This window comes from Pedobacter chinensis (assembly GCF_003339865.1).
Classification (GTDB): Bacteria; Bacteroidota; Bacteroidia; order Sphingobacteriales; family Sphingobacteriaceae; genus Pedobacter; species Pedobacter chinensis.
Genome location: NZ_QPKV01000010.1, coordinates 1 through 25,766, shown reverse-complemented (window position 1 = coordinate 25,766; position 25,766 = coordinate 1). Strand labels below are relative to the sequence as shown.

Below are 25,766 nucleotides of genomic sequence, written 5' to 3'. Positions count from 1 at the left end.
ATCGCAGGCAGCGGATTGAGAGAGGTTTCAAACCCATCAGAAATTTTATTATCACAACGTGATGAGGAATTAAGCGGCATCGCTATATCGGCAATGCTGGAGGGCGCCAGACCAATGCTCATCGAAACACAGGCTTTAGTTAGTTCAGCCGCTTATGGCACCCCACAACGATCGGCAACAGGTTTTGATACCAAACGTTTGAACATGCTGCTAGCGGTGCTCGAAAAGCGTTGTGGTTTTAGGCTGAGCACTCAAGATGTTTTTTTAAACATCGCCGGAGGTATCAGGGTTGAAGATCCGGCAATTGATCTGGCCGTTTTAATAGCAATAATCTCTTCACAACAAGATTTACCAATTTCTTCAAAAAACTGTTTCGCTGCTGAAGTCGGCTTGTCAGGTGAGATTAGAGCAGTGAATAGAATTGAACAAAGGATTGCAGAAGCAGATAAATTAGGTTTCGAAGCAATCTACATTTCAAAATACAACCTAAAAGGAATTGATCAATCCAAATATAATCTGGAAATTAAAGCAGTAAGTAAGATTGAAGAGGTTTTTGGATTAATTTTCGGTTAGATCATTTACTTGTGGAAATTGTTCTACACAATTCTACGGTTAGTTACCATGTTTACCCAGTTTCCTCAGTTATGATTCTTTTGATAAAATACTCAAAAAACCATAAATACCTATTAATCAACAATATAAGCTCTTATCAAAACAATTTTGATATTTTGGTTTAACCTTTGCCTAAGCAAATATAGTTGTACGTCATGGGATGTGATTTTTACAATAGGGATGATTTTCCTCGTTAGCCAGGCTAGCGAGGATTTTTTTTATCTTACTATTTAGAAAAATTTTAAATAACTTTGGAGTCAGATCAATAACAGAATAAATAATTAAGCAACAGTGATGAAAAAAATCATTTTAAGTATCAGCTTCTGCATCATAACAGCTTTTGCATTTGCACAAACCACTTATACAGGCCAAAAATTTGGCGAGGAGATTACACCTGGCAATGTTAAACCTGCGGCTAAAATGGAAGCTGCAATGGGCGACCAAAAAACTGTCGACATGAAAATTGAAGGCAAAGTTGTTGATGTTTGCAAGAAAAAAGGATGTTGGATGACTTTGGAAATGCCAAATGGCGATCCAATGCGTGTAACCTTTAAAGACTATGCTTTCTTTATGCCAATGGATATTGTAGGTAAAAAAGTTGTTTTGGATGGAATCGCAAAAAAACAAACGATTTCTGTAGAAACATTACGCCACTATGCTGAGGATGCAAAAAAAACTCCTGAAGAATTAGCAAAAATCACTGATCCTAAAAAGGAACTGGCTTTCGAAGCTAAAGGTGTTGTGATTCTTGATAAATAAGCTAAAAGTTTAAAGACTAAAGCTAAAAGTAAAAATAAACCCCGATGCAGATATGGAGTGCATCGGGGTTTATTTTTTATATCGGTTTTATAATTATAAAACCCAGTTCCATCCAAATTCATCTGGCGCTAAACCATAACGGATGTCATTTAATTTTTTGGCAATGCCATTCGAAATATTTCTGGTTGATGGATCAGTTAACTGATAAGTTTCCCCCTTATAGCCAATTTCGCCAACATGAGTTACAGTGGCTGCAGTACCTGCCGCAAAAGCCTCAGTTAAGCTGCCATTTTCAATGCCTTCTATCACTTCTTTAACTGAAACCCTACGCTCTTCCACTTCAATTCCTGCCTCGTTAGCGAGTTTAATAATCGTATCACGGGTTACGCCATCCAATACCGTACTACGAACAGATGGAGTAACCAATTTTCCGTTAATTACAAAAAGTAAATTTGCAGTCCCAGCCTCTTCAATAAACTCGTGAGTTACAGAATCTGTCCAGATCAATTGGTCATAACCCTCAATTTTGGCTTGTTCAAAAGGATATAATGAACGTGCATAATTACCAGCGGTTTTGGCAAAACCTACACCACCCTCATCGGCGCGGGTAAATTCTGTTTCTATTTTAACCTTCAAAGCTTTACTATAGTAAGGTCCGGTTGGCGTGGTTAATAAAGCAAATTTATAAGTATCAGAGGCTTTAACGCCTAAGTAAGGATCGGTTGCGAACATTACCGGACGAATATACAATGCATAATCTTCCTGGTTTGGAACCCACTTTTCATCAATATTAATTAGGGCGGCTAAACCTTGCATGAATATCTCTTCTGGAATAGTTGGCATAGACATTCTGGCTGCCGATTTATTAAAACGTTCAAAGTTTTTATCAGCACGGAATACACTAATTTTTCCATCAGGTTGACGATAAGCTTTTAAACCTTCGAAAATTGCCTGGCCATAGTGAAGTGCAGAAATTGCCGGACTCATAGGAATTGGCCCATAAGGCAAAATTTGCAAGTTTTTCCACTCACCATCTTCATAATCGGCGGTAAACATGTGATCGGTAAAAACCTTACCGAAAGGTAATTCTGAAAAATCGGTAACTGATAAACGTGTTTCATCAGCTTTAGCGATTTTTATATCTAATGTCTCGGTCATTGTATAGGAATTTTGAATGAGTGATTAATTAGAAGGATGAAAGTGCAATGCCGCATTCCCTTATTCCATAATCCACTTATTCTATCATTAATTATTTTTCGCAAATTAAGAAAAAACGTGCTTTTTTAATAGCTTTTTCTGATATTAATCTTTGCTTTTAAGTGTTTTGAGTACACTAAGCACCCAACCTTTGCCCCACTCTTCCATCTGTTCATCAGTCCAGAGGAATGGATAAAAAATTCTTTTTTGAAAACGTGGAGGCAAGTATTTCTGCCAGTTTGTTCCTCCGGTTGCAGCAACATCAACCGGATCTTTTTCCAGGTAACGAACGGCTGATTTATAGTGCGATAAAGGCCACTCTACATTAACGTACAGGTCTAACTTTCGTAATTCTTCCGCCAATACTGATACGTCTGCTCCATTTGCCTGCAATTGATGATAAAGTGCTGAAAAATTGGTTAATGATCTATCTTTTGCCAGTTGCAAAAATTGAGCAGCATATTTTTTGATAAACTGCTTTAAGGTTAAGGTTTGTTTTCCAGAAGCCAGTTCAGTTGCTCCAAATTTCCAGTAAATATATTCGAACTGTTCTTCAATGGTTGCTGTACTCAATTCCTCACGCTTGCTTTTATCCACTAAACGAATAAAATCTGTCGCACAAATCTCAATCATTCTATATTGACCGGATTGAAATCCGCTCGCTGGCAGCAATGACATACGGAACTTTAAAAACTGTTCTTTTTCCATTCCATCTACCATAACCTCAAAAGATGTGGTTAAAGCATTAAAATAAGCATTAATTCTTTTTATACGGGCAGTAAAAAAATCAACCGTTAAATTTTCATGTTCAGCAATTTGTTTGCACTCATGCAGGGTAAGCTTAAAATAAAGCTCCGTAATCTGATGGTACATGATGAAAATCTCCTCATCAGGAAATGGCGTTTTAGGACTTTGTAAACTCAGCAAAGTATCCAAATGAATATAATCCCAATAGGTTAAGAAATCGGCATACAACAACCCATCAAGATAGGAAGCCATATCCTGCCCCATTGCGGCATATTTTTCTTGTAGTTGATGAAGTTTATCTTTTATTTCTGGTGTAAAATCCATTGTTTAAAGTTAGCTGTACAAAGGTGTTAAACATTTTGGAACAAATAACTAAAATTTATACATTTGAAACAATGGCGATGGGGTATCGCCAAAACCGCCCAAACAGGCTGATGACTCCTACAATTTTATTAAAATTGAATTCAAATGCCTGTTAAAAAAATAGCAGAAGAATTTCTTCTGCCCTTCACTCGCCTGATTAAATTAGATTTCGGCTTAATTTTATTAAGCACGCTCAAGTGGCTATTAATCGCGATACTAATCGGCGCCGTGGTTGGCTCTGCATCAGCATTGTTTTTAGTGACTTTAAATTGGGCCACCAACTTTAGAGAGCAAAATCTTTGGATGATTTCGTTATTACCTGGTGCTGGTTTAATAATCGGTTTAGCATACCATTATTGGGGTAAAGATGTAGTTAAAGGAAATAATTTATTAATCGAAGAGCTTCAGTCACCCAAAAAAGTTATTCCGTTGATTATGGCGCCATTAATTTTTGCAGGAACCATCATTACACATTTATTCGGAGGTTCTGCAGGCAGAGAAGGAACGGCCGTACAAATTGGAGGCGCATTTGCAGATCAGTTTACTAAAATATTTAAGCTAAAACCTAGAGATAGGAAAATCATCCTGATTTGTGGCATTAGTGCAGGTTTTTCATCGGTATTTGGAACACCACTGGCAGGAGCAGTTTTCGGACTCGAAGTTTTTATTGTGGGCACCTTGGTTTACAGCGCTATTCTTCCATCGTTTATTACAGCAATTGTTGCAGATCATATTTGTAAAACCTGGGGAGTTGAGCATACACATTATTCCATTGCGTTTGTTCCTCAAATGGATGCTGTAAATCTTTTGCTCTCACTAGCCAGCGGGATTGTTTTTGGATTAATTGCCAGATTCTTTTCTGCACTAAACCATGAACTTACGAGGATTTTTGGCAAAATTAAATATCCACCATTAAGGCCTGTAATTGGTGGGCTGATTTTAGTCGTGATTATTTATTTCTCAGGAACAACCAGATATATTGGTTTGGGGATTCCCGTTATTTCTGAATCTTTTGCTCAACAAGAACCTTATTATACCTTTGCAATCAAGCTTTTTTTGACTGCATTAACACTGAGTGCAGGTTTTAAAGGTGGCGAAGTAACACCGCTCTTTTTTATTGGAGCTACATTAGGGAGTTTTTTAAGCATTTTCTTCCCACTCCCAACTGCATTGCTGGCTGGAATGGGCTTTGTAGCCGTTTTTTCTGGTGCCGCGAACACGCCACTAGCCTGTATTTTTATGGGAGTAGAGTTATTCGGAACTCAATCTGGAATTTACATCGCATTGGCTTGTGTTACTGCCTATTTATTTTCCGGACACACGGGAATTTATCGTTCACAAGCCATTGGCAGCCCGAAACATTTGTTATTAAAAAGACATCAGTTTTTAAAGTAAGTTCTCATGCTGAATGCTGTGAAGAATCTGCGTTTATAATGCATTGAACAATCCATGCTTACAGAAGTTTGCGCAAGGCATACAGAGGTTCTTCGTTATACGACCATTGGCTTGTTTTTATGAAAAATTTTAGTTTAAGCTTTAAAGAAAGAATATCCAGCAGATTTAAAAAAATTACGCAGACTTTATTTATCTGCGTAATCAAGCGGCATCTGAGGGAAACAGCTGAAGAATCTGAACGTCATTATATTGCTTTATGCAAGTAATATCACTCAGCATAACAGAACCATTTTAGTACAATACCCTAAATTTTATCGTATGCTCAATTTTTTTAAGTGATTTGAACAACTGTTTATCATATTCGGCATTGATATCCGTAATGGCATAACCAATTTCAGAATTAGTCATTAAAAACTGGCCCACAATATTAATATCATGTTTAGCAAAAACAGTATTGATTTTTGCCATAATCCCTGGCACATTTTTATGGATATGAATCAATCGATGCGATTTATCAATTTTAGGCAATTGTAAATTTGGGAAATTACTACTTAAATATGTCGCACCGGTATTCATAAAATCTGCAACCCGCTTAGGAATAAAATCAATGTTTCGGGGATTGTTTTTCGGATCATCGAAAACAACAATACCTTGCCTGGTACACAAATCAAAATCGAATTTATTCCTGGCACTACCTAAATAGCCAATCGTTTTCAGCTTAACAGCATTTTTTAACTGATTGCTATCCAACTTTTCTCCGTTAGCTAAAACGATAATTCCCACATCCTTAACATATTTTTCTTCAAATGAAGTTTTATGTCTGATTGATAATCCATCATTTTTCAATATTGAAATGGTCAATGGATCTACATTACCAATTACAAGGCAAAGGATTCTGTTTTTGGGATAAGAGATTGCACGGGGAAGATCATTCACATACAAAAACTCATCAAAACTAGGTGTAATATGATCAGCTTTTGCAACAATACTTTCGCGGGCAATATTCTCAGTGAAGGCAAAAAATTTGTTTATCAACCCACTTTCACGCAGCTGGAAATCAGAATATCCGTCACCAATGCCAAATAATTGGCCTTCCAGTTTCAAATGCTGAAGCAATTTTACTTTGCCTCCTTCTTCACTTAATGGATTGGCATGATCATAATCAATAATTTTTCCATCGCCGGTGGTTACAAAAGTGTTGGCATAAATATTTTCTTTTTTAATGTGATATTGGCTAACAACGGGTGTGATAAATTCCTTAAATCCGCCAGAAACAATTAATACATCATCAGCATGTTTTTTAAAAAATTCAGCATTTCTTGAAAAAGAAGTCGAAACTTTTTTCTTTAAATGTTTAATTAATTGTTTTAAATGATCTTCATTTGCTTCTAAAAGTCTTACACGCTGGGCCAGGCTTTCTGAAAAAGAGAGCTTTCCTTCCATAGCAAAATTGGTATAATCTTCAATTTTTTGAAAAATGGCCTCTTTGTCAGGATGGTTCTTTAAAGAGATTCTGGCTAGTTCATCAAGTGCCTCTACCTGAGTAAAGGTGCTATCAAAATCGATAATGTAATAGGCTTTTTGCTTGGGCATTATTTTAAATGTTGGGTAATTTCTTTTATGCTATCAGCAACGGGCTTAAATTTAATTCCAGTTGCATTCACTACTTTATTATTATCGTAATAACTTAAAATTAAGCTGCTTTTTGCTGCATCTTTAGTTATTGACGGCTGTTTTCCGGTAAACCAGGATGCAAATTTCAGCACTCTCCACACAATACCAAGCATCCACGGTTTTGCTTCATTAGTTGGCGCTTTAATCTGAAATCCTTCAGCTATTTTGCCAAACAAATCTTTATAGTGGTAATCATCAGATGAAATGATGTATCGTTCGGCAGATACTTCTGCATCCATTAACAGAATCATGGCTTTGGCAACATCTTTCACATCAACAAAACCCGATGCACCGTTTGTATAAAAAGAAAAGCCGTCTTTAATCAATTTGAAAATAGCACCACTGCCTTCAAAGCCAGCGTTTTTACCAATAATTACTGATGGGTTTACAATCACAGCATCCAGCCCTTCGGTAATTCCACGCCACACTTCCATCTCTCCTTCATATTTGGATAAGCCGTATGAATGTGCCTTAGCATCGTATTCCCAAAAATCTTTCTCATTGATTTTGTTTCCTTTCTTTGCATTTCCCAAAGCAGCAACAGAGCTAACATGCAAAAGCCTGCAGTTATTTTCGAGGCACAGGTTTACCATATTTGAAGTTCCATCAATATTCACATGAAAAAGCTGTTTTTTATCCTTCGGGTTAAAGGAAACGAAAGCTGCACAATGATAAACTTTTGTAATGCCCGCAAATGCTTCTTCTAAAGTTGATGGCTCATTAATATCGGCTTCAAACCATTCAATTAATGGATTATCCTGAATTAAAAATGGGATTTTGGATTTTTCCCGTTTCAACGCCCGAACAACTAAACCTTTATCGGTTAACTGTTTGATTAATTCAGACCCTAAAAATCCCGTGCCGCCGGTTACCAGTATCATTTTATTTTTTTCGAGCTATATGTGGAAATACGCATTCAAAAATAGATATTTGAGCCGAGAGTTTTAAATATATGTCATTAACGGATTTCTTTTCCCCTATAAACCCCGATCGTTTTACACCAAAGCAAGGATTTTTCACAAGCCAGCTGGGTTTAAAAGCGCACATTTACACCGAGTCGTTTCCTGATTTTGAAGAAAACACTTACGATTTGGCCATTTTTGGGGTGCTTGATGGAAGAGGTGCAATAAATAATGAGGGTTGTGCTTTAGCTCCCGATTATTTCAGAGAGAAATTTTACAAATTAAATGAAGGTGCTTTTACCAGCAGAATTGTTGATTTAGGAAATATAAAACATGGCGCAACCATGGCCGATACTTACATCGCAATTAAAATGGTTGTTTCCGAATTGATCAAAAAAGATATTATTCCGGTTATTATTGGTGGTGGACAAGATTTAACTTACGCCCAATACCTGGGCTATGAGGATTTAGAGCAGAAGGTTGATCTCGTGATTATTGATAATCAGTTCGATATTGGCGATGATGATAATGAAGGAATAGAAACCAGATCGGACTGTTACCTGAACAAAATTTTCCTTCATCAACCCAACTATCTGTTTAATTACAGCAATATTGGTTATCAAACTTATTTCGTTAATCAGGAAAGTTTAAGTGTGATGGATAAACTCTATTTTGATGTCCATCGTTTAGGTGAGTTTGCGCAAGATATTACTTTAACCGAGCCGATCATTCGTAATGCTAACATGATTAGCTTCGATTTGGGCGCTATTCGTTCGGCAGATGCTGCTGCAAATGCCAATACTACCCCAAACGGCTTTGATGGAGAAGAAGCCTGCAGAATTTCACGTTACGCAGGAATGAATGACAAATTAACCTCAATAGGTTTTTACGAATTTAACCCGGCATACGATAACAATGGCCAAACTGCTTTTTTACTGGCACAAATGGTTTGGTATTTTATCGACGGCTTTTATGCCCGTAAAAAGGATTTCCCCCTTACTCCAAAATCACAGTTCATGATTTACAGAACCAGTTTGAAAGATGGTTCAGGTGAAATGGTTTTTGTGAAAAGTAAAAAATCAGATCGTTGGTGGATGCAGGTTCCTTATCCATCTGGTCAATCGAAAAATGAGCGTTATCATTTAGTTCCATGTCGTTATGAAGACTACCAAACTGCTGTTAATGGCGAAATGCCTGATCTTTGGTGGAGAACCTTTCAAAAGCTAAGTTAAGTTAAATTAACCTGTACAATTTCAAAACTTAAGTTGTACAATTTCAAAATAAATATCGTGCAATTTCAAAGTTTATGCTGTGTAATTTCAAAATTTAAGTATATTCACACTAAATTAAGTTACTATGCAACAAGAGATTAAAAAGAAATATTTCAAAATATATCGAACTTCAAAAAAGCAAATTTCCAATTATAGTAGTTACGGGTCCCCGACAATCAGGAAAAACTAACAGCCACAAAAAAGACTTTGGTTTACGGAGGTTTGGAAAATCAGAAACGTAGTAAGTACAAGGTGTTGAGCTGGAAATTGATAGGAGATATAAGTTACTAACGCTAACCTATTTAAATTAGCATAATTTTACACAGCTAATTACGTTTTACACCTACATATATTTATATTTGAGAAACGATAAAAATCCAGGATGAAAAAAATATTATTATCTGCAATTGCGCTTTTACCTCTTGCAGCATTGGCTCAAAAGTCATTTACCCTTAATGGCAATATAAAAGGTTTAAAAACAGGAGACAAAGTTTACCTTGTTTACAAGGGCAATGGCCAAAATATTACAGATTCTGCAACCGTAACCAACGGTGCATTTGCTTTTAAAGGATCGCTGACAGATCCAGCTCAAGGCAGTATATTCCTGAACAAGAATCCATACGTTAACCGCCCAGCAGAAGGAGAGAAACTTGATGGATTATCACTTTATTTAGAACCCGGGGCAATAAATTTAACTGCTGCAGATTCATTAAAACACGCAGCAATAACAGGTTCGGTTATTAATGATGATGCAAAAAAATTAAAGGCTTTAACTAAACCTGTAAACGATCAGCTTGCAGCAATTAATGCTGAATATGCAGGTTATACTGCTGAGCAAAAACAAGATAAGGAAACAATGGGCGCTTTAAGGGCACGTTATGAAAAAGCTGCTGAGGGATTAGCGCCTCTTTTACTACAGTTTGCTACAAACAATCCGAAATCTTATATCAGTTTAAATGCAGTAGGACAATTAGCTGGCGATCCTGATCAGGCTGCTGCTGCAGAGAAAGCATTTGTCGCGCTAACTCCGGAATTAAAGGCAACTTCGTCAGGTAAGCAACTTACTCAACTATTTGATGCAGGTAGAAAAACAGCAATTGGTGTAACGGCAATGGATTTTACTCAAAATGATCCAGATGGAAAACCTGTTAAACTTTCTGATTTCAAAGGAAAATATGTATTGGTAGATTTCTGGGCATCGTGGTGTGGACCTTGCCGCCAGGAAAATCCTAATGTGGTTGCAGCTTACAACAAGTTTAAAGATAAAGGTTTTACTGTTTTAGGCGTTTCTTTAGATCAGCCGGGTAAAAAAGATGCCTGGACTAAAGCTATTGCCGATGATAATTTAACCTGGACACACGTTTCCGATTTAAAATTCTGGGATAATGAAGTTGCAAAAATGTATGGTATCCGCTCAATTCCTGCAAACTTTTTAATTGACCCAAATGGAAAAATTATTGCCAAAGGATTAAGGGAAGAAGCATTGCAGGCAAAACTTCAGGAGTTATTGGGAAATAAATCGAAATAAGGATTTATAAGGAAAAGCCGCAGATTTGCAGATTACAAAATCCATGATTCTGTGGCTTTTTGGTTTATAAATTAAATGAATATGGGTGCTGAAATAGATTCGGCTTGAAGAAATATTAAGATAAAGCCGCAGTTCGCAGATTACAAAATCCATGATTCTGTGGCTTTTTGGTTTATAAATTAAATGAATTATGGGTGCTGAAATAGATTCGGCGTGAAGAAATATTAAGATAAAGCCGCAGATTTGCAGATTACAACAATCCAGGATTCTGTGGCTTTTTGGTTTATAAATTAAATGAATTATGGGTGCTGAAATAGATTCGGCGTGAAGAAATATTAAGATAAAGCCGCAGATTCGCAGATTAATTGAATATAATCTGCGAATCTGCGGCTTTGGTATAATGAGTTACACTAAATCGAATCCGATATCTTCTCTGAAATATTTACCATCGAAATAAATCCTTCCGGCATCAGCAGTTGCTGATTGTAAGGCGGTAAATAAATCTTTCTGCAAACTCGTAATGGCAATCACTCTTCCTCCATTGGTTTTCACAACATCATTTTCTAAAAGTGTTCCTGCGTGAAAAGCGTTTGAATGGCGTAAGTTTTCGATACCCGAAATGGCTTTACCTTTTAAATATTCACCCGGATAACCACCTGCAACAATCATTACCGTTGCAGCAGTTTGCTCAGAAACAACTAAATTAACCTGATTTAATTGTTTGTTCGCCGTTGCCAGAAACAATTCCACCAAGTCATTTTCAATACGAGGGATAACACTTTCCGTTTCCGGATCGCCCATACGGGCATTGTACTCAATAACATAAGGATCATCTCCAACTTTGATCAAACCAAAGAAAATGAAACCGGTGTAATCAATACGATCTTTCTTTAAACCTTCAACAGTTGGCTTAATGATACGCTCTTCAACCTTTTGCAAGAATTCAGGTGTCGCAAAAGGAACAGGAGAAACCGAACCCATACCACCAGTATTTAAACCTGTATCACCCTGACCAATTCTTTTATAATCTTTAGCAGAGGGGAGCGTGATATAATTCTCTCCATCAGTGAGGATGAAAACGGAAAGTTCAATTCCACTTAAAAATTCCTCAATAACCACAGTTGCTCCGGCTGCACCAAATTTACCGCCTAGCATTAGCTTTAATTCTTCCTGCGCTTCAATAGTTTCTGTACAAATCAAAACTCCTTTACCAGCGGCTAATCCATCAGCCTTTAAAACTACAGGTAAAGCATGATCCTGCAAATAAACCAACCCATCTTCCAGTGTTTCTGGTGTGAAAGATTTTGACGTGGCAGTGGGAATGCCGTGGCGCTCCATAAATTGTTTGGAAAAATCTTTACTTCCTTCTAAAATTGCACCCTCTTTCTTAGGACCAATTACCGGAATATGAGCAATGGCCTGATCAGCCAGAAAAAAATCATGAATACCATTTACCAGCGGTTCTTCAGGGCCAACCACAACTAATTCAATATTTTCAGCAAGAACTACTTTTTTAATGGAATCAAAATCATTTACATTGATGTTGATATTGGTGCCATAAACACCTGTACCACCGTTTCCTGGTGCAATAATTAATTTATCGCAGTGCGAAGACTGGCTCATTTTCCAGGCGAATGCACTTTCTCTGCCGCCTGAACCTAAAAGTAAGATATTCATATCGGCAAAGATAGGATTTTGTTGGAAAGTTGGAATGTTATAAGATTGAATTGCTGTATTGTTGAAGGTACCGACGGGAATACCTTCTTATCCTCAACCGTCAGCCTTTTACCTTTATTTTGCGCTTCTGGTCATTTGCTCAAGCATATCCCACATTTCGCCCGGAATGGCTTCGAGGCCATTCATTTGTCCGGCACCCTGTAACCATTCTCCACCATCAATGGTAATAACCTCTCCATTAATATATCCTGAAAAATCACTCACTAAAAATGCGGCCAGATTGGCCAATTCCTGATGGTCGCCTACTCTTTTAAGCGGAACACGGTTTTTGAAATCAAACTTTTTGGCAAGGTCGCCCGGCAATAATCTTTCCCATGCTCCTCTTGTTGGAAATGGCCCCGGAGCAACGGCATTGGTACGGATTCCGTATTTGCCCCATTCCACAGCCAATGACCTGGTTAATGCCAAAACACCGCCTTTAGCACATGCAGACGGAACAACGTAGGCTGAACCCGTAAATGCGTAAGTGGTAATAATATTTAAAACAGTTGCAGTTTGTTTTTCTTTGATCCAATGTTTGCCAAAAGTTAACGTACAATTTACCGTTCCTTTTAAAACGATATCGATAATGGATGAAAAAGCATTTGCAGATAATCTTTCAGTTGGAGAAATAAAATTACCCGCTGCATTATTCAATAACACATCAACAGATCCAAATTTTTCGAGTGTTTTGGCCAGAATGTTTTCTACTTGTTCTATTTCACGAACATCGCAAGCCACAGCCAAAACTTTCCCACCAGTCTTCTCTTCCATCTCATCGGCAGTTTTCTGTAAAACATCCTGCTTACGACTGGTAATGACCAGGTTTGCACCTAACTTCAGGAAGTAAATTCCCATCGCTTTACCCAAACCAGTTCCTCCGCCCGTAATTACAATTGTTTTCCCTTTTAAAGCATCATCTTTGAGCATGGGTGAGTTATAATTAAACATAATAATTTGGTTAATCGTTTAAACTGTAAATTGAAATTGCCAACTAAAAAATATTACTTTCTTTGCAAATTAGCCAGGATGGTTTTTAAAATATGGCGGGTTGCCGGTGACCACCACTGGGCCAGCATTTTCTCTAATGCAGCAGATTGATCTGCAGTAACAGCCTTGATCAGCTCCTCGCGAATATTGAGCTTACTTTGCGACCAGGTATTACTTTCCAATTCCATGTATTTCTTAATCTTCCGTTCTGCAGCTGTTAACAAACTTTCATTCTTTACCAGTTCATCAACCAAACCAACCTTCAGGGCTTCTTCGGGGCTATAAAGTTTTCCCGAAAGTAAACTACGCGAAGCTTCGGCCTTACCAATCCAGAAGGAATACATTTGGAAAATACTGTTTGGAACAATAATACCAACGGGAACCTCATTCAATCCAATAATATACTGACCCTCCGCCATTACACGATAATCGCAGGCTAGTGCCATTACGCATCCGCCTGCAGGGCTATGTCCGCTTATGGCAGCTATAATTGGCTTTTTAAAAGCCACCATATTTGCTGTAAAATTTAAAAATAGCTTCCAGAAAGATTTGGCCTCTTCTTCATTATAATCATAAAGCTCAACCAAATCCAGTCCGGCAGAAAAAAATGGTGCTGTACCTGTCAAAATCACACCACCTATGTTATCATCAGCAGATATGTTTTTGAGTATATCATCAAGTTCTGTAATCAGCTCGCGGTTTAATGCATTCGATTTTCCTCTATCTAATGTGATGGTAGATAATCTATCTTTTACACTAACTTTTATCGTATTCATCTAATCAATATTAAAATTTAAATACCAGCAAAATAAACTATGCCTGCATAATATTCAAATTTATTTATTTTTCTCTATTTCACATCATAAGTGTAAATTTTTCTGGCCAAATGCCCCAATGCATCGATTCCTTCCATCACAAGCCTGTACTGCCCTGGTTCATCGGCATTGTAAAATTCAAATTTGCCTTTGCCATCGTTTTCTGCAACAACCTGAGGATTCCAATATATTGTTGTTCTTAAATCTGCTCTGCTGCTATTTGTTGCAGCATCATATTTTGGAGCATAAAATTCTCGGGAAACGGAGAAACCTTTCGGACTGAGTGTTAATACCCCAGGCGCATAACGGTTGTAACTTTCGGTTCCGCCTCCACGCTTGGTGGTGATCACAATTACACCACCACCGCCTTGAAAACCATAAATTGCGGTATTACCAATACTTTTTAATAGTTCAATTGACTCCACATCAGATGGTACGATATTATCTAAAAATTCTGGTTCAACCCTCATCCCATCTAAAATAATAGACATTGGAGTATTTTGACTCCGCATGAGGTATGGAACATTCCCCCTGAAAATAACTCCAGGCAATCGCCCTTGCAAACATTGAGAAAGCGTGATACAAGTGAGTAAATCTTTATCAGTCATGATAAAATCTGCCCTTCCTGCTCCATTCAAATTAGCTGAATTTTTAGCTGGATTCCGTTTTTCGGTAATGGTAACCTCTTCGAGTTTAATGGTTCTCTCCAGTAACCCTAAACGTGTCATTTCATTGAAGTAATTATCGCTTTCTTTAATATATTTCATTAAAGAGTTATTGACATTTACCTCTACATCTGCTCCGTTTTTATTCTTCGTCACGATTTGATTGGGTACAACATCAAGTGTAATATCCACAAATTTCCGATCAGTTTTTGTTCTGGCCTGTACCACAAATTTTGTGCTATCCGGGAAATTCAAGTCATCAAAAACAAACCTTCCATCTGCATTGGTAACGGTATCAATGATAAAGAATGTGCCTTTTGAAGCCATTAACATTACTTTTCCACCAGGAACAGGTTTATTACCTCTCATCACTGTTCCGCTAATCGAAATGGAATTTTCCGGTTTATAAGTTATGGTTGGTCCGGTTCCGGCAATAACATTTCGCCATAAAAAACGGCTCCAACCCTGGGTTAACATCAAATTGTCCAATTCCCTCATTGTTTTAATATCATCATTTAAAAAATAATGGTTGGGTTTCTCGATGTAACCCGTTAAATCGGAAGTTAAAAGAAGTGAAGTTAAAATATTGCTTTCATTATCTTCATCGGGAGTGACTTTAGAAGAATTGGTTACAGACACTGAAAAACTACTTAAAACCGGTTTATTCTGGTTTGTGGCATCAAAGCTAAAAGTAGATTTACCTTTTCTTGTAGTTGATGCACCTGAAGTATTCAAATTAACATCGATCAAATCGACTTTGTTGTTTACAAAAATCAATCGTTCAGCAATAGGTTGATTTGTGTTTGAAAATAAGGTAAATTGAACAACTCCAACAGGCAAATTTTTCTTAGGAATGCTGGCCATTAAAACCTGTTTATCCATTTTCGCTTTAGAAACATAATAAACATTTCCAGCTTGTTGAGCCACAACTTTTAGCTCACTTCCATTGATCAGGTCTTCACTGGCCATGATTTTAACCGTTACTTTTCCTGTATCCAAGCCATTTACAGTAATTGCATAACCACTTTTCTGAGCTATTGGAAGTTTTAAATCTTTACCGGAACCATCTTTGAACTTCACTTTAGCCAGATAAGTTTTGCCCGGCTGAACGTTGAATACGAAATTACCCATACCCAGATAATTGGTTTCAAATGATGTAATCTCATTTCCTGTCTCATCAACAATTACTCCTTTCACATCTTCTCCGTGTCCACTGGCATTTATAGCCTTTATTGCAATTTTTTGTGGCAAATTCTCAACTAAAGCTCCTCCCTCCGGTAAGAATTGAACATCCACATCATTTGAAGTTGAGGTTATGGGAATGATTTTTATAACCTTCTGTTTGTTATCTAACGTTAAGGTGGCTACAATTTTGCCTGATTTATTCGAAAGCGCCTGACTGCTGTTAAAGTTAATCACTGCATTTCCTGACAAATCGGTTTTGGTTTTTCCCTTTGAAACAGATCTGTAATCCAGTTGTACATCATAACTCACTTCATTTTCCTTGTAAGCTACTCCGTTTTTATCTTCAAAATGGATCGTTGCTGCAACTTTATCCGTATTATTTTCTTTACTGAATGTATAATCTGTTTTGGTAAAAACTTTATTGGCCCAGCTATTGCCAATTTTAATGGTTTTATCGAAAAAGAATTCAGTTCCGAAATTACGCATATAATTAGTGTAGGCTCTTATTCTATAATTACCTTCGCCTAAAGAATCAGTCAACTTAAAATCGCCCCAGCTTATACCACCTATCAAAGGTAATTTAAGCTGCTTTTTAATAGAATCTTTCTCGTTAATCAGTTCTACATATAGTACTTTGCTCAATTGAGATGGAGCTGTTGATTTAGCATCTACAACATAAGCTTTAAACCATATATCATCTCCAATGGCATAATAAGGTTTATCTAAATGTAAGTATACTTTTTCCTGAGGATATTTGCTGGTGTACTCATCTAGTTTTTTTAAAAGTAAAGTGAACGGATCATCATCCATCTTAAAAGCTGAAAAACCAATAAGGATGAATAAAAAGCTGATTGCGAGTGTAATTTTGAGTTTCATTTGTGGTTAGGTAAAAAATAAAATATGCCTCAAGGTACAAAACCCGAGGCATATTTTTATGAAGGTAACGTGAATTTTAGTTCTAAAATTTGTTTTTCCACATCATGCTTTCTACCGGTTTGGTGGTTTTATTATTATACTTTGCATTGCCCTTGGTATTATACATGGTTTCGATGTTTCCTTCAACTACAAAATAAATTAATTGTCCTATTGGCATTCCTGCATAAACTTTTACCGGCTGGGCAACAGAAATTTCAAGTGTCCAGGTGTTACAAAAGCCAACATCGCCTTTACCTGCTGTGGCGTGAATGTCGATTCCTAAGCGCCCGGTGCTGCTTTTACCCTCTAAAAAAGGAACATGACCATGCGTTTCTGTATACTCTAAAGTAACGCCCAAATACAAAGTGCCAGGATGTAAAACATAACCATCCTTAGGAATTTCAAAATGTTCTATTTCATTGTGTTGCCTGGCATCTAACACGCGATTTTTGTACGTAGCCAGATATTTACCTAAATGTACATCGTAAGAATTAGTACCTAAACATTCTCTTTTAAAAGGTTCAATTATTATTGTGCCCTTATCAATCTCTTCTAATATCCTTTTATCCGATAATATCATTTTTATGCGTATTTTTGGCCTAAATTATCAATTAATTAAGATAATTTTGCATGCTAATCTCAATTTTATAAATGCCAATAGTTTATAATAAAAATGTTGATGAGCATTCGGTTCTTGCAATCTGGAAAATTGAAGAAACTGAAGCTGAAATGTTGGCTGGCCTTCAGCTTAAGCAACATGAACTTGATATTATCTCATCACTAAATAATGGCAAAAGGCTGCTACATTGGCTAAGTACGAGGCTTCTGCTCAGAACCATGTTGAATACGAAAGAGTATATCGATTGCCAGTTTGATGAGGATGGTAAGCCTTATTTAACAAATTTAGATTATCAGATCTCTTTAAGTCACTCTTACGATTATGCCGCTGTGATGATCAGTAAAAAATATGCTGTTGGAGTTGATATTGAATTAATCAAGCATAAAATAAAAAGCATAAAACATAAATTTCTGAGCGATATAGAACTTGCTCAGAAACAAATTGGTGATAATATGGATGGACTTTATGTTGCCTGGTGTGCTAAAGAGGCGATTTATAAATGGCATGGAAAAAAAGGTTTGGAATTTAAGCGTGACATCCACATTAAACCTTTTAAATTAAAAAATGAAGGAAATTTAAATGCCATAGTTGAACTACCTTCGGGAACAAAAGAACTGACAGTGAGCTATTTCAAAACCAATGATGGGTACATGTTAGGCTACGTTGCCAATAATGCATAATTTTAATGAGATATGGAGATGGATGAAAAACAATTAGTGATCGATTTAGTTCCAACACAATTTATAGATTGGGGATTAACAGATTATCAGGAAGCCTGGGATCGGCAGGAAGATTTGCTCAACCAAACTGTTGCTTTAAAAACTGAAAATAGAGTTAACGGTACGCATTTACCCACTCCAAATTATCTCATTTTTAATGAACATCCCCACGTTTATACCTTAGGAAAAAGCGGACATCCAGAAAATTTATTGTTAGATGAACAAGGCCTTAAAGATAAACAGGCCACTTATTATAAAATTAATCGTGGTGGCGATATTACCTATCATGGACCTGGCCAAATTGTAGGGTATCCAATTTTGGACTTAGATAATTTCTTTACTGATATTCATTTGTATCTCCGCACTTTGGAAGAAGCTGTTATTTTAACACTTCAGGACTACGGCATTGTAGCTGGCCGTTACCCCGGATATACTGGGGTTTGGTTGGATGCAGACAATGATAAAGCACGGAAAATCTGTGCGATGGGCGTTCGCTGCAGCCGTTGGGTTACCATGCATGGATTTGCTTTTAACGTGAATGTAGATCTGGATTATTTTAAAAACATTGTTCCCTGCGGAATAGACGATAAAGCTGTTACCTCGCTTGAAAAGGAACTTGGATATAAGCTAAACATGGAAGAAGTAAAAGAGAAGCTGAAAAATCATATTGCTGATCTTTTCAAAATGAACCTGGTTTAGCCTAATTCTCTCTTTAAAACTTTTAATCTACCTTTTACGTAAATTGGAACATGAAAGTTTTATTGAGTGCCGTTTTGTTTTCTTTCTTAACTTCGAGCTGTACAAAAGAAGAAAATATGACCACGGCTAACCAGCTAGAAAATCAAAAAATCTCTGTTTCGGGCAAAGCTTATACCTATTTAGCCTTAGGCGATTCGTATACCATTGGCGAATCGGTTAAACCAGCAGAGTCCTTTCCATATCAATTGCAAAACCTACTCAAAGAACAAGGTATTAATGTGGTTCAGCCAAAAATTATTGCAACTACCGGATGGACTACAGATGAACTGCAACGTGCTATTAATCATGAAAAACTCACTCAAAAATTCGATTTTGTTACGCTATTAATCGGTGTAAATAATCAATATCGGGGTTACTCCATTGCAACTTATAAAAAAGAGTTTTCAGAATTGCTGCAAACTGCAATCTCATTTGCCAATGGCGATAAAACAAAGGTTTTTGTGGTTTCCATCCCCGACTGGGGTGTAACTCCATTCGGGAAAAACGCTGGAAAAAGTCCACAAATCATTGCTGAAGAAATCGATAATTTTAATACCATAAATCAGGAAGTTACACTTGCAGCAGGTGTGAGCTATACTGATATCACTCCAGCCTCAAGACATGCAATAACCGACCCCGCTTTAATCGCAAGTGACGGGCTTCATCCGAGTGCAAAAATGTATAGCGAGTGGGCAAATGCTTTAAAGCCAAAGATTACCGCTATATTAAAATAATTCAGCGCCTATTTTCTTCCGTTTTTTAAATTAAAAATTTTACTTTAGTTTAACTATTTAAATCACCCTAAAAACTTAAGTATTAATTATGGAAGATCAACAACCTCAAGGTCAACCACCTTTCGGTCAACAACCATTTGGCCAATCGCGGTTTGGAAACCATCCCGGACCTGCTCCAAAAAACTGGTTGGTAGAATCAATTTTGGTCACAATTTTTTGTTGTTTACCATTAGGTATAGCTGGAATTGTAAATGCTGCAAATGTGAACAGTAAATATGCAATTGGCGACTATGCAGGCGCACAAGCGGCATCTGCGGCAGCAGCAAAATGGACGAAGATTGGTTTTTTTATAGGAATCGGTGTATATGTTCTCTATTTCATTTTCTTCTTTGTTCTTGGATTGGGTGGTGCAATGATGAGTAATTACAGATAAATGAAATTTAAGTACACCTTAGGATTAATTATTTTTATTGCGCTTTCGATGGTGTACTATAAATTTAATCCTGAGGTGTACAATTTCTTTCCCGAGTGTCCTTTCCATAAATTATTTAATCTGGATTGTCCGGGATGTGGCTCACAGAGAGCTATTCACTCATTGCTTCACGGAGATATTATTCAAGCTGCTAATTACAACTTATTGCTGGTTATGAGTTTACCTGTTCTTATCATTCACTTTTTCTTCAAAGTAGCATCCTACTTAACCAAGGAAGATCACGATCTAAAGATATGGTACAGTCCAGTGACGCCTAAAATAATATTCACAATAGTAATACTGTTTTGGATTGCCAGAAATCTGCCCTATCAACTATTCAAATATTTGGCAGCTTGAATTATTGGCTCGTACTTGTAATATAATTATAGTCCTTCAACACTGTTTCTAAAAACTGTAATTCATTCATGCCTGCCGGAATAGTTACGAAAATATGATCTTTGGTTTTTGCAGCCATGGCATAAATCAAATCGGCATGGCCAGTTTGATAATATCCGGTAAGTACTTCATGAATCAATTCAATATCCCGATCAGTTAAATGCAAAACTTCTTTAAACTGAGGCTGGTATTCTTCTGGCAATGTAAAATTAAAGGCAACATTATTAATTTGTGTGCGGGGAGTTGTTTTGATCAAAGTTGTTTTAGCAAGTAAATCACCTAAGCGCTGATGGTTTTTAGTAACTGCTACCGAAACTAAGGCGATTACACCCCATCCCAAAGGAAAACCAAAATCAATCATCCTGAACAACCACCTGATGATATATTGACCTAATGTAGGTTGTGTACCTTCCAGACTCACCACTTTTATCTTCAAAATTTTTTTACCAAAAGTTTGCCCATTCATGGTTAACTCACAAACTAAATCGTAAAAAGCAAAAATTACAACATAAATAATAAGCACAATGATTCCAGCTGTGCTCGACATGCTGAATGAGGCCACAACCATCAAAATCACAGCAACAAAGTAAAGAATTACAAAGCCTGCTAAATCAATACATCGGGCAGCTATTCGCTCTCCTAAACCTGCAATTTCATATTCAATGTCTATATTCTGAGCGGTGTTAATTTTGATACTATCCATATTTCAAACATAATTTTTTTTAAGGATAATCAATCAATTAAGTTTCTAAAATTTTGAACCATTAATGATGATAAAAATATTTTATCATAAAATTTTACACTGCCATAGGGTTGTCACTCCGCTGCTCTTTCTTTGTGTAAACAAAACCCCAAAAAACCATGAGTATAGCCGACATGTTATTAATGGAACTAAACACAATTGAAAAAACAAAACAACAGAATATGGATATTATTAAATTATTATTAAAAGAATTTGAAGCCGAATTTAACACAACAAAAAAATTCCTGGCGCTGGTTCCAACAGACAAGTTTGATTGGGCACCACACGAAAAAAGCATGAAAATGAAATCCTTAGCCAGTCATATTGCTGAGCTGCCCGGGTGGGTTAGCTTTGCAATCACAACTGATGAATTGGATTTCGCTACAGCGCCATACGAAGAGAAAAAAGTGGAAAGTAATGATGATTTGCTCAAACTTTTAGAAGAAAGCTATCAAAGTGGCAAATCGGAGTTAGAAAACATGGATCAACAAAACCTGAATAAACAATGGATATTGCGTAATGGCGATCAAATTTTAAGCGATTTAACCAAATATGAAATGATCCGCGTTGCATTTAGTCAAACCACGCACCATAGAGCTCAGTTGGGTGTATATTTAAGGTTATTAGATATTCCAATTCCAGGTAGTTATGGCCCAAGTGCCGACGATCAAAACTTTTAATATTTAATCGCAGTGCACACAGAGAAAGGTATCGGCAAACACTAAACCTGGTGTATTTCTTGGTGTTGCGCTGTGAGCTTTGCGGTATAATTTCTCCACAGTCCCTGTAGCTAATTAAACAAATTATTTCCGTAAAATTGCAGAATGAACAATAACGCTGCAACCCGTTTAAATAAATTCATCAGCGAAAGCGGATTGTGTTCTCGTCGCGAGGCTGATAGATTTATCGAAAGAGGGAATGTTTTCATCAATGGAAAAAGAGCCAAAATTGGCGATCAGGTTTTTGCCGGAGATAGGGTAATGGTTAATGGTCATAACATTGAGCCCAAAGAAGAATCAAATTTCATCTTGTTGGCTTTTAATAAACCTGTTGGCATTACAAGTACAACAGAATCGAACGTGAAAAACAATATTGTTGATTATGTAAACCACAGTGAGCGTATTTTCCCAATCGGCAGGTTAGATAAAGATTCATCCGGTTTAATTTTTCTAACCAATAACGGCGATATCGTGAATAAAATCCTTAGAGCAGGTAATAAACACGAGAAAGAATATGTGGTTACAGTAAACAAACCAATTACTGAAGATTTCATTTTTGAGATGAGCAACGGGGTTCCGATTCTGGGAGTAAATACCCGGAAATGTAAGGTCCGTCAAATCAGTACTTTTGTATTCAATATCATTTTAATTCAAGGCCTGAACAGGCAAATCAGAAGAATGTGTGAACATTTTGGTTATGAAGTAACCAGGCTGGAACGCACAAGGATTATGAATGTCAATTTAAAAGGCATTCCAACAGGAGAGTTTAGAGAACTTACAGAAGAAGAAATGAATGGCATTATGAAAAGTGTCGAAAAATCATCTTCAGAAGCCTCTCCGAAACCAAAAAACACCAAAAAGAAAACCAACTCCTGGGAAGAGATTCCGGAATTAAAACAGGAACAGCCTAAGAAATCTTTCAAGCCTTCAAAACCTGTACATAAATCTGCCGGCAAAAAGTCAAATAACCATTCATCTGCTAAACCTGCAAGCAAGGGCAATTCTTCAAATAGAAATGCCAGACCTGTGAAAAGTAAATCAAACGGAAAACACAGAGGAAGATAAGCCAACAGATTGTAAAATTCTATATATCAAACCTTTGCTTTCTGCTTTAGCCTTTCAGCTTAAAAGCTTTTTAAGTACCTTTGCAGCAAATGGTAACAGCAAAAAAAATCGATATCCGCTCACTGGATTTGTCTCAGTTGCAACAGCATTTAATTGCTATGCAGCAACCTTCTTTCAGGGCAAAACAAATTTACCAGTGGTTATGGGAAAAATCGGCAACTAACTTTGATGACATGAGCAATCTTTCTAAAGATCTGCGTAAAGCGTTGGACGAAAGTTTCTCGATAAATGCTGTTCAAGTGAACAATTCTCAGTTCAGTAACGATCATACCATCAAGAACACTTTCCGTTTGGCCGATGGAAATATTGTTGAAGGCGTTTTAATCCCTTTAGAAGATCGCATGACTGCTTGCGTGAGTTCGCAGGTGGGTTGTAGTTTAACCTGTAAGTTTTGTGCTACAGGTTATATGGATCGCAAACGTAATTTAAATGCTGATGAAATTTATGATCAGGTTGTTTTAATCGATAAGCAAGCGAAGCAGAATTACAATAACCCATTAACCAATATCGTGTACATGGGAATGGGTGAACCGCTTTTGAATTATGCCAATGTGCTTAAATCCATTGAGCGTATTACAGCACCAGATGGTTTAAACATGAGTTATAAACGCATCACAGTTTCAACCGCTGGAATTGCCAAAATGATTAAAAAACTTGGAGATGATGGCGCAAAATTCAATCTGGCACTTTCACTACATGCTGCTGATGATAAAAAACGCAATGAGATTATGCCGATTAATGAGGCTAATTCTTTAAAATCGTTGTCTGAAGCACTCAAATATTACTTTGCTAAAACCAAAAATCCGGTTACTTACGAATACATTGTTTTTAATCATTTCAACGATGAATTATCAGATGCAATGGATTTGGCTAAATTCTGTAAGCATATCCCCTGCAAGGTAAACCTGATTGAATACAACCCCATTTCCTTTGCTGATTTCACAAATGCCGAAGGCGATAAAATCGATGCATTTGCTAACTACTTAAAAAGTCAGGGCATTACTACAAATATTCGCCGTAGCCGTGGAAAAGATATTGATGCCGCTTGTGGTCAGTTAGCGGTAAAAGAAGAAGCTAAAAATTAATTGTTTTTCAAGGTTTCTAATTTTTCTACAATAGCCTTAAAATCTGGACGGAGATGATGATTTGGCGATAAGCAGTTATCTCTCAATTTGCACATTTCATCAACGAAGAAAGTAAGTGTATTTTGCCCACAAAGCGAAAGTAAATCATCCAGGAGATACCCGTAAGCTTTAACCTCAATTCTTTCGATATAGAATGATTGAGTGGCATTTTCCCGGTCATAAAATGATGCAGCACCAAAGTCTCCAAATAAGGCCTTACCCGCATTATTAATGAGGATATTATGGGCGTATAAGTCACCATGAATGATGCCTCGTGAATGTAAATGGAAACCTACTGAAGCAATGCTGATTGCAATTTCTAATATTTGCTCCAATGACAATTCAATATCAACATTAAAAACATCTCTTGTACAAGTCTGCAAGCTGGGAGGCCGACCCAGATTATAAAAGTTTGATGGAATTAAATCCATGACCAAGCCTTTTTGATTCTCATGCGATAAATCTATTTTCCCAATCAACTTAACAATGGCGGGATGGTATCCAGCGGCTATGTAAGCATTCATTTCATCTTCAGGATAACCATCGCTTGTTACATTCCCCTTAAATATCTTTACCGCAACGTTCAATACTTCATGATTATTCAATTTTGACGCCCGGTAAATACTTCCCGATGCACCTTCTCCCAATAACTCTTTAATATTGATCCGTTCAAAATCTACAGTTGGAATATTATTAAATGCAAAGTTTCCTCTTATTTGATTTCCCGAAAAAGCCAACCAGGATAAACTCGGCATGGAGATGAGCCATTGTGGAAGCTGCTTTAAGTAATTAGCCGATATTCTAAGCAAAGCTAAGTTCTTGCAGCGCATAAGTTCTTTCGGTAGACTGGTTAATCTGTTTCCCGCTAACATGAGTTTCTGCAGTTTTACACAATTCCCAATCCCTGGCGGTAAGCTGTCAATTTTATTATTGGTAAGAATAAGCCACCTCAGATTCGGGTTTAAAGCTTTAGGAGATATGACTTCAATTCTATTGGATTTAAATCCTACAATATCTAAATCAGGACAATTACCTAAAACTTCTGGTAGAACAGTAAATAAATTATCAGAGGCAAAAAAGATTTTGAGCTTCTTTAATCGACCAAAATCATGAGGTAAACGATTAAGTTTATTGGAAGATAAATCCAGGTATTCAAGAGTATCTGCCAGATCAAAAAGCTGTTCGGGAAAATGCTCAAGGTCTTCTGAAATTTTTACCGAAATGGCACCCTTCAATTCTCCCTTTAGTAGCTGTGATATGCTTTGCAAATTTATTGGTGTTAATTTATAGCGAAGATAGGCTCAATTAAATAAAACCTAGTGAATAATTAAGAAAATGTTTAAGACCATCATCTCCGTTGAGGCGGTTTGAAAGGTCCAGCTCCTGTCGCTGACAAACATGTTGTCCCCAACATGCGGTCCCCGCGCCTTGGGCTTTCCGTTCCCTTGCTCAAAAACCTTTATGAACGAAGAAACCCCTGCAGTTTTGCTGCAAGGGTCCTTGTCAATGCCCTTTTAGGGCTTTAAGATTTGGCACCGACCTACTCTCCCACGTGTTACCGCAGTACCATCGGCTCTGGTGGGCTTAACTTCTCTGTTCGGAATGGGAAGAGGTGGACACCACCGATATAGGCACCTGAATATT

At 37.0% G+C, this 25,766-nt stretch carries 23 protein-coding genes, 1 rRNA gene, 1 pseudogene and 1 riboswitch; of the genes and pseudogenes, 13 read left to right on the top strand and 12 right to left on the bottom strand.

What is annotated here, in order from left to right:
- Positions 1–6 precede the first annotated feature (6 nt).
- Together DU508_RS19670 and DU508_RS19665 are read left to right on the top strand one after the other, a co-directional pair.
- Positions 7–573 (top strand): annotated as a pseudogene (locus DU508_RS19670) (magnesium chelatase domain-containing protein); the annotation flags it as partial.
- Positions 574–906: 333 nt separating this feature from the next.
- Positions 907–1,371, top strand: a complete 465-nt coding sequence (locus DU508_RS19665; protein ID WP_115404482.1) for a DUF4920 domain-containing protein — start codon at positions 907–909, stop codon at positions 1,369–1,371.
- A gap of 93 nt (positions 1,372–1,464) precedes the next feature.
- On the opposite strand, the gene DU508_RS19660 is transcribed toward DU508_RS19665, so the two are convergent.
- Positions 1,465–2,529: a branched-chain amino acid aminotransferase gene (locus DU508_RS19660; protein WP_115404481.1), complete on the bottom strand. Its 1,065-nt coding sequence runs from the start codon at positions 2,527–2,529 to the stop codon at positions 1,465–1,467.
- A 144-nt stretch (positions 2,530–2,673) separates the two neighbouring features.
- Complete coding sequence (locus DU508_RS19655; protein WP_115404480.1) at positions 2,674–3,639, bottom strand: tryptophan 2,3-dioxygenase family protein; 966 nt, start codon at positions 3,637–3,639, stop codon at positions 2,674–2,676.
- A 64-nt stretch (positions 3,640–3,703) separates the two neighbouring features.
- Positions 3,704–3,766, top strand: a riboswitch (Fluoride riboswitch).
- 17 nt (positions 3,767–3,783) lie between these two features.
- On the opposite strand from DU508_RS19655, the gene DU508_RS19650 reads away from it, so the two are divergent.
- Complete coding sequence (locus DU508_RS19650; RefSeq protein ID WP_115404479.1) at positions 3,784–5,073, top strand: voltage-gated chloride channel family protein; 1,290 nt, start codon at positions 3,784–3,786, stop codon at positions 5,071–5,073.
- 291 nt (positions 5,074–5,364) lie between these two features.
- Here DU508_RS19650 and DU508_RS19645 read toward each other — a convergent pair whose 3' ends face one another.
- Positions 5,365–6,666, bottom strand: coding sequence for an HAD-IB family phosphatase (locus tag DU508_RS19645; protein WP_115404478.1), 1,302 nt, complete (start codon positions 6,664–6,666; stop codon positions 5,365–5,367).
- Positions 6,666–7,628 carry an NAD-dependent epimerase/dehydratase family protein gene (locus DU508_RS19640; protein ID WP_115404477.1) on the bottom strand — a complete coding sequence of 321 codons (963 nt, stop codon included), beginning with the start codon at positions 7,626–7,628 and terminating at the stop codon, positions 6,666–6,668. The genes DU508_RS19645 and DU508_RS19640 overlap by 1 nt, the downstream gene beginning before the upstream one ends.
- Positions 7,629–7,699: 71 nt before the next feature.
- Between DU508_RS19640 and DU508_RS19635 the strand changes: the two genes are divergently transcribed.
- Positions 7,700–8,881 carry a formimidoylglutamase gene (locus tag DU508_RS19635; RefSeq protein ID WP_115404476.1) on the top strand — a complete coding sequence of 394 codons (1,182 nt, stop codon included), beginning with the start codon at positions 7,700–7,702 and terminating at the stop codon, positions 8,879–8,881.
- A 421-nt stretch (positions 8,882–9,302) separates the two neighbouring features.
- Positions 9,303–10,448, top strand: a complete 1,146-nt coding sequence (locus DU508_RS19630; protein WP_115404475.1) for a TlpA disulfide reductase family protein — start codon at positions 9,303–9,305, stop codon at positions 10,446–10,448.
- A 405-nt stretch (positions 10,449–10,853) separates the two neighbouring features.
- Here the strand turns inward: DU508_RS19630 and purD are convergent, their stop codons facing one another.
- The 5 genes from purD to dcd form a co-directional block, all read right to left on the bottom strand.
- Positions 10,854–12,125, bottom strand: a complete 1,272-nt coding sequence (gene purD, locus DU508_RS19625) for a phosphoribosylamine--glycine ligase (RefSeq protein ID WP_115404474.1) — start codon at positions 12,123–12,125, stop codon at positions 10,854–10,856.
- Between the two features lie 114 nt (positions 12,126–12,239).
- A complete protein-coding gene (locus tag DU508_RS19620) occupies positions 12,240–13,115 on the bottom strand; it encodes an SDR family oxidoreductase (RefSeq protein ID WP_115404473.1) in 876 nt (291 codons plus the stop codon).
- 53 nt (positions 13,116–13,168) lie between these two features.
- A complete protein-coding gene (locus DU508_RS19615) occupies positions 13,169–13,930 on the bottom strand; it encodes an enoyl-CoA hydratase/isomerase family protein (RefSeq protein ID WP_115404472.1) in 762 nt (253 codons plus the stop codon).
- A 74-nt stretch (positions 13,931–14,004) separates the two neighbouring features.
- On the bottom strand, positions 14,005–16,695 hold the full coding sequence (locus DU508_RS19610) for a TonB-dependent receptor (protein ID WP_233509684.1): 2,691 nt from the start codon (positions 16,693–16,695) through the stop codon (positions 14,005–14,007).
- 82 nt (positions 16,696–16,777) lie between these two features.
- Entirely contained in the window at positions 16,778–17,314 is a 537-nt protein-coding gene (gene dcd, locus DU508_RS19605; protein WP_115404471.1) for a dCTP deaminase, read from the bottom strand.
- Positions 17,315–17,385: 71 nt separating this feature from the next.
- On the opposite strand from dcd, the gene DU508_RS19600 reads away from it, so the two are divergent.
- From DU508_RS19600 to DU508_RS24365, 5 genes are all read left to right on the top strand, one after another.
- Positions 17,386–18,033 carry a 4'-phosphopantetheinyl transferase family protein gene (locus DU508_RS19600; RefSeq protein ID WP_115404470.1) on the top strand — a complete coding sequence of 216 codons (648 nt, stop codon included), beginning with the start codon at positions 17,386–17,388 and terminating at the stop codon, positions 18,031–18,033.
- Between the two features lie 18 nt (positions 18,034–18,051).
- Positions 18,052–18,771 carry a lipoyl(octanoyl) transferase LipB gene (gene lipB, locus DU508_RS19595; protein ID WP_115404598.1) on the top strand — a complete coding sequence of 240 codons (720 nt, stop codon included), beginning with the start codon at positions 18,052–18,054 and terminating at the stop codon, positions 18,769–18,771.
- Positions 18,772–18,821: 50 nt separating this feature from the next.
- Entirely contained in the window at positions 18,822–19,544 is a 723-nt protein-coding gene (locus tag DU508_RS19590; protein WP_115404469.1) for an SGNH/GDSL hydrolase family protein, read from the top strand.
- 88 nt (positions 19,545–19,632) lie between these two features.
- Positions 19,633–19,977, top strand: coding sequence for a CD225/dispanin family protein (locus tag DU508_RS19585; RefSeq protein ID WP_115404468.1), 345 nt, complete (start codon positions 19,633–19,635; stop codon positions 19,975–19,977).
- Positions 19,978–20,373 (top strand): DUF2752 domain-containing protein, encoded by a 396-nt coding sequence (locus DU508_RS24365; protein WP_115404467.1) that lies wholly within the window; start codon positions 19,978–19,980, stop codon positions 20,371–20,373.
- A 1-nt stretch (position 20,374) separates the two neighbouring features.
- Here DU508_RS24365 and DU508_RS19575 read toward each other — a convergent pair whose 3' ends face one another.
- The gene (locus tag DU508_RS19575; protein ID WP_115404466.1) at positions 20,375–21,115 is read right to left on the bottom strand and encodes an RDD family protein; all 741 of its coding nucleotides are present in this window, start codon (positions 21,113–21,115) and stop codon (positions 20,375–20,377) included.
- Positions 21,116–21,273: 158 nt separating this feature from the next.
- Here DU508_RS19575 and DU508_RS19570 point away from each other — a divergent pair, with 158 nt between their 5' ends.
- The 3 genes from DU508_RS19570 to rlmN all read left to right on the top strand — a co-directional run bounded on the left by DU508_RS19570 (position 21,274) and on the right by rlmN (position 24,083).
- Positions 21,274–21,834, top strand: coding sequence for a DinB family protein (locus tag DU508_RS19570; RefSeq protein ID WP_115404465.1), 561 nt, complete (start codon positions 21,274–21,276; stop codon positions 21,832–21,834).
- A gap of 144 nt (positions 21,835–21,978) precedes the next feature.
- Entirely contained in the window at positions 21,979–22,938 is a 960-nt protein-coding gene (gene rluF / locus DU508_RS19565; RefSeq protein WP_115404464.1) for a 23S rRNA pseudouridine(2604) synthase RluF, read from the top strand.
- 89 nt (positions 22,939–23,027) lie between these two features.
- Positions 23,028–24,083, top strand: a complete 1,056-nt coding sequence (rlmN, locus tag DU508_RS19560) for a 23S rRNA (adenine(2503)-C(2))-methyltransferase RlmN (protein ID WP_115404463.1) — start codon at positions 23,028–23,030, stop codon at positions 24,081–24,083.
- On the opposite strand, the gene DU508_RS19555 is transcribed toward rlmN, so the two are convergent.
- Both DU508_RS19555 and rrf read right to left on the bottom strand, forming a co-directional pair.
- Positions 24,080–25,390 (bottom strand): leucine-rich repeat-containing protein kinase family protein, encoded by a 1,311-nt coding sequence (locus tag DU508_RS19555; RefSeq protein WP_115404462.1) that lies wholly within the window; start codon positions 25,388–25,390, stop codon positions 24,080–24,082. The genes rlmN and DU508_RS19555 overlap by 4 nt on opposite strands.
- Positions 25,391–25,649: 259 nt before the next feature.
- Positions 25,650–25,761, bottom strand: a 5S ribosomal RNA gene (rrf, locus tag DU508_RS19550).
- Positions 25,762–25,766 lie beyond the last annotated feature (5 nt).